We start from the raw sequence: 5575 nt of genomic DNA, 5'->3' as shown, positions 1-5575 counted from the left end.
GCCGTGATCCGCCTGCGCCCGATCATGATGACCACCGCGGCTGCCGTTCTTGGCGCGGTGCCGCTGGCGATCGGTATCGGGCAGGGCGCTTCGTTGCGCCAGCCGCTGGGCATTACCGTCATGGGCGGACTGATCCTCAGCCAGATCGTCACGCTTTACACCACTCCGGTGATCTATCTCTACCTGGACGGTTTCCGCGCCAGGCTGGCACGGTGGAATGCCCGCCTGCCATGGAACCACGTCGACGCGAGCACAGCCCTATGAAGACTTCCCGAACCCTCCTCGTCGCGTCGATCGCGTGGTTACTGCACGGGTGCATGGTCGGCCCCGACTACAAGAAGCCCGATGTCGCCATGCCCGTCGCCTTCAAGGAGACGCCGGGTTGGAGTCCGGCCCAGCCCGACGACGCCGCGCCGAAGGGTGACTGGTGGGCGGTGTTCCACGACCCRTTGCTCGACCAGCTCGAACCGATGGTGTCGGTGTCGAACCAGACCGTGCGCCAGAGCTACGCGAACTATCAGGAGGCGCTGGCGGAGGTACAGATCGCACGTAGCGGGCTGTTCCCGACCATCGGTGTGACCGGATCCGCCACGAAGCAGCGCAGCGCCAGCAACGGCACGGGTAACAGCATTTCGGTGAATCCGGGCATCCGCACGGCGGGTTCGCTGGAAGGCAACGTGAGCTGGGCGCCCGACTTCTGGGGTAAGACGCGTCGTGCCGTCGAAGAAAGCAAGGCGACGGCCGACGCCGGAGCCGCGACCCTCGCCAACGCCACGCTGACCGAGCAGGTGGCGCTGGCCACGGCGGTGATCGACCTTCGCGTCACCGACGCCAATATCGATCTGCTGACGCATACCGTCGATGCCTACAAGGAGTTCCTGCGCGTCGTGGCCAACCAGGGCAACGCCGGTATCACGCCGCCGTCGGACGTCATTGCAGCGCGCACGCAACTGGAGAACGCGCAGTCAAGTCTGATCGCGCTAGGTGTCTCACGGGCGCGATACGCGCACGCGATTGCCGTGCTGGTTGGCAAGACCCCCGAGGAACTCGACATTCCCCATAGCACCGCACTGCCGACCTTACCCTCGGTTCCGGTCGGGATGCCGTCGACGCTGCTCCAGCGTCGGCCGGACATCGCCRTCGCCGAACGGGACATGGCTGCGCAGAATGCCGCGATCGGCGTCGCGGTGGCCGCCTACTATCCGGATATCACGCTTTCCGGTGCGGATGGATTCTCGCAATCGCCCCTGGCCGGCCTGTTACACGTGGCCAATCACGTCTGGTCGTTGGGTGCCGACGTGAGCGAGACGATCTTCGACGCCGGTGCGCGGCATGGCCAGGTCGCGGCCGCACGCGCGTCCTATGAAGCGTCCGTGGCGAACTATCGTGGCACGGTACTCACGGCGCTGCAGAACGTCGAGGACGATCTTGCCGGCATCCGCATCCTGGCCCAGCAGGCCGAGGTGCTCGACGCCGCGGTGAGCGATGCTACGCGAGGTTCGGAGATTGCCTTCAACGAATACAAGGCGGGTACGGTCGACTACACCACCGCCGTCACGGCGCAGACCACGCTGTACAGCACCCAGCAGAACGCGCTCGATGTACGCGAGCAGCGCCTGCTCGATGCCGTGTCCCTGATCGGCGACACCGGCGGCCCGGTGCCGTCGCCCTGAGGATCGATGCCGCACGCGCTGCTTGCTTCGTCGTCCGCGCGGCGGGCCGCCGACGAGCGTAGGATCACGCTCCGGGGCTAGGCAGTTCTACTGGGGAGCAGGCATGACTACACCGACCGCGCTGGCACGACAGGAAGGGTTCCTGGTCATCACCGCCGCGACCTGCGCGGTTTTCCTGGGCATGCATGACTCACTCCTGGCCGGCCTCGAGTCGCGGGCGTGGCTCATCCTGATGTTTGTCTGGCTGTTCGTCGTCATCCTCGGCTCCGCCCTCGCGGTGCTCAGGCATGCGGAGCGACTTGCCCATCATCTGGGCGAACCGCTCGGCACGCTGGTGCTCACCATCGCGGTGACGTCCATCGAGATCATGAGCATCTCGGCCGTCATGCTGCACGGAGCGAACAACCCCACGCTGGCACGCGATACCTTGTTCTCGGTGACCATGATCGTGCTCAACGGCATGGTCGGCCTGTCGCTGCTGTGGGGCGGATGGAAACACCGCGAGCAGGCTTACAACCTTCAGGGTGCGAATGCCTACCTTGGCCTGATCATTCCCCTGGGCGTACTCGGCCTGGTGTTGCCCCGRTTCACGAACGTGGCGGAGGGGTCGCCGCTGCCGTTCGCTCACCAGATGTTCCTGGTGGTCGCGATACTCACGTTGTACGCGACCTTCCTCGGCCTGCAGACGAAACGCATGAAGGGGTACTTCACCACGGATGCATCCACGGCTCGCGACAGCGACGCGGAGGTGCGGTCGCGCCACGGGCCCCTCGTATCCGCGGCGCTGCTCATCGCCTACATGATTCCCGTGGTCTTCCTGGTCGACCAGCTCGCTATCCCCGTCGATTACGTCGTGGAGACGCTGAATGCCCCGGCCGCCATGGGCGGGCTCACCATGGCGATCCTCGTCGCCTTGCCCGAGGGCATGGGGGCGATTCGCGCGGCAAGCCGTAACGACCYGCAGCGCGCCGTGAACATCTTCCTCGGCTCGGTGCTGTCCACGATCGGCCTGACCATTCCGGCCATCCTGGTGATTGGCCAGATGACCCACCACCCGGTCATCCTCGGACTGGAACACACCGACCTGATCCTGTTCGTCCTGACGCTTGTGCTCTCCCTGCTCACGTTTTCGAGCGCCAGGACGCACCTGCTCCAGGGCGCGGTGCACCTGACGATCTTCGTGTGCTTCGTCTACTTCCTGTTCTCCCCCTGAGTCGCGGTCATGGCGGGTAGCGACGTATCCACGCGTGCCGGATCCACGGCCTTGCGCGCGAGCGCGTCGAATTCCCCGACGGTGCACTCGCCGATCACGCGACAACCTTGCACACGAACGGCTTTCGCCGTGACATCGTCGAAGTGAGTGGCGCGAAGCGCATCCATGGACGGCATCAGGCTGCGGACGCGGACGATGTCCCCCGTTTTGCGGTGGACCAGGCTGAAGACCAGCGCGCCCCCGGGCGGATAATCGTCGGGCACCTGCTCGTCATGCCAGTCCAGGCCGAGGACGCCGGCAACGTTCGCAAGGTTGGTGTCATGCCCGACCAGGACGACGACACCGTGGCCGGAGGTCGATAGCGGGGCGACGCCAGGCCGGGTTCCATGCGCGGCATCCAGGCTGGCGACGATGTGTGCGACGAGGTTGGAACCGGCATTCGCAGCGGCGGGCATGGATTTCTTCGTTGCGGCGAACTGCGCGTTGTGCAGGGTGATCAGGCGGCCGAGCACAGTGGCATCCGCGCGTCCGAAGGCGACAGCGGTCATCGGCAGGCCTTCGACATAGCCAAGCATAAGGTTCTCGCTGAGCGTGCCAGCGAGCTTCATGGCTTTGGCTACATGGTCGGGAGCATCCAGAAGCAGCTTCTTGTGCCGGGTTGCCGCGACGTTGGCACAAGCGGCCGGCGTGCAGCCGAGAAGGACCGTCTGCAGTTCGGCGAGTACGGGCGGCGGGGAGGGCGCGTCCACGGCAGCATCGTCGTCATCCTCGTCTGCCTTGCCCTTGCCCGTGTCCTTGACGAAGTGGAAGAGCGGATTGTTCGCTGCTCCCGCGACAGCGAGGAAGGAGCCGTGGCATCCCGGTGCCAGACCCGCGACGAGCGCACCGGCGCTCTCGAGGTTGCGCGGCGTGCTGTCGCCGATCACCACGAACGATGCCGGCTCGGGGCAGGTTGCCGCGATCGTGCCGTCGTCCAGGAGTAGCCGGCGAAGGCGTCCCCCGATGGCCGTCATGCCCTGGTGGCCGTGCAGGGTGAGCATGCCCGGCGCGACCGGCCACGTCGGCCACTCGCCCTCGGCATAGGCGGCATAGGTCTCCGCAGGCTTGGTCGGCGATCGGACACCGTGGCGCATCAGCACGATGTCGATCTGCGTGGTTTCGGCAGACGGCGCGTGGGCGGCGCATGCCGTCGCCGCGGCGAGTGAGAAGAGCAGTGCGAGCGCGCGTCTCATAGTTTCACCGACAGGTCGAGGAAGATGCCGCGGCCAGGCAGGCCGAAGTAGAGCGGATCGCCACTCACCGCCTGCGTCCCTGCGTAGCCGGTGAGCTTGTGCACGTTGAACAGGTTATTGACGTCGACGCTGATCGAGTAGCCCTTGGTGCCTGCCGGGCCCTTGTCCGTCCGGTAGCCTGCCGCGGCGTCGACGCTGAAGTAGCCGGCGATGCGCTGGTCATTGGCGAACTGGATATTACCGGCGTCATCGGTCGTGTTGTCCAGTCCATACTGGTGGCCAAGGAACTTGCCCATCAGCGAACCGAAGTAGCCATTGGTGTTGCTGTAGAGCAGACCCAGGGCTGCCGTGACCTTGGGCGTACCGGCGACCTGCACGCTGCTGCCTTTGTAGGTCGCCTTGTTGTAGCTGGCGTTGCCGTAAAGGCTCAAGGCACGCGTAAGGGCGAAGGTGGCTTCCATTTCGGCACCCTTGTAGATGGCGCCGCCACCATTGATGAAGGTGTCCTCGTTGCCGTTGTCGGTTGTGACCTGGGTTTCCGTGATGAAGTTGGAGAAGTTGATGTAGTAGACATCAGCGCCGAAGGTGAGCTTGCTTGACGCATAAGCCGTGCCGAGCTGGTAGTTCTTCGTCTTCTCCGGTTGCAGGCTGTGCGAGCCGTTGACCTGGATCACATCGATCGGCGGCGCAAGGAAGCCCTCCGCCGCCTGCGCATAAGCACTCCACGAGTCGCTGAGGCGATCATGCACGCTGATCGATGGCAGGGCGGCGTGGTAAGTGGCTTCGGCGCTGAGCGGCACCGGCGGTGACACCTTGTTCAGCGGCGCGTCGATGCTTCGCGTCACCTCGGAGTAGCGCACGCCCGGGCTCACGGTGATGGCGTCGGTCACCTTCCAGTCGTACTGAAGATAAGGCTGCACCGTGTCCGTGCGATCGTCGAGAAGGTAGTTGTCGACAGGGCCATACTTGGTGCCCGTCTTCGCACCGGTCGTCAGGTCGACTGGATACTGGTACCGCGCATCCAGGCTGCGCTCCAGCCAGATACCCGTGAGCAGCGTGCCGTCACCCAGGTCGCGACCGAGGCGAAGTACGTTGCCGAAGGCATGGAAGCCGGAATCGGCGAGCTTGCCCGGCAGGTCGGTCTTCGATGTCGCGACCTTCTTGCCTTTCGCGTCGTAGAAGGTGACACCGTTGTCGGCGGGATCGATGTCCGAAGCGTCGGCGGTCTTGCGCGCCCAGTGATCGAAGGTATTGAGGTACAGCTTATCGTCGACATCCCAGCCGGCCACCTGGCTGGCCAGCCCGACATAGGTGAAACTGGAATAGTAGGCCGCGTTATTGGCGCCTTTGTAGTTCTGCACGGTCGGATCGTTACCGAGCCCGAAGCGCCACCCGTCACGGTCGATCTCCTCCTTCGTCGCGCCCTGCACGGTGTTCTGGTGTTCGCGGTTGTAGCT

Annotated in this window: 5 protein-coding genes; 3 read left to right on the top strand and 2 right to left on the bottom strand. The window is 64.9% G+C overall.

The features are described 5' to 3' along the window. From AC1DT2_RS14760 to AC1DT2_RS14750, 3 genes are all read left to right on the top strand, one after another. Positions 1-264, top strand: a 264-nt coding sequence (locus AC1DT2_RS14760) for an efflux RND transporter permease subunit (protein ID WP_477297114.1), incomplete at its 5' end; no start/stop codon positions are given. Continuing rightward, positions 261-1673 (top strand): efflux transporter outer membrane subunit, encoded by a 1413-nt coding sequence (locus tag AC1DT2_RS14755; protein WP_477297113.1) that lies wholly within the window; start codon positions 261-263, stop codon positions 1671-1673. The genes AC1DT2_RS14760 and AC1DT2_RS14755, both read left to right, overlap by 4 nt. Before the next feature lie 103 nt (positions 1674-1776). Continuing rightward, positions 1777-2886: a calcium:cation antiporter gene (locus tag AC1DT2_RS14750; RefSeq protein ID WP_477297112.1), complete on the top strand. Its 1110-nt coding sequence runs from the start codon at positions 1777-1779 to the stop codon at positions 2884-2886. Here AC1DT2_RS14750 and AC1DT2_RS14745 read toward each other — a convergent pair. Both AC1DT2_RS14745 and AC1DT2_RS14740 read right to left on the bottom strand, forming a co-directional pair. Beyond that, positions 2865-4118: a histidine phosphatase family protein gene (locus AC1DT2_RS14745; protein ID WP_477297111.1), complete on the bottom strand. Its 1254-nt coding sequence runs from the start codon at positions 4116-4118 to the stop codon at positions 2865-2867. The genes AC1DT2_RS14750 and AC1DT2_RS14745 overlap by 22 nt on opposite strands. After that, positions 4115-5575: TonB-dependent receptor domain-containing protein (locus tag AC1DT2_RS14740; protein WP_477297109.1), on the bottom strand; the 1461-nt coding region annotated here is incomplete at its 5' end. The genes AC1DT2_RS14740 and AC1DT2_RS14745, both read right to left, overlap by 4 nt.

The organism is Luteibacter sp. P4_E6, assembly GCF_056401535.1.
The sequence above is the reverse complement of the archived record's forward strand: the minus strand, read 5'-3'. Positions and strand labels throughout refer to the sequence as shown.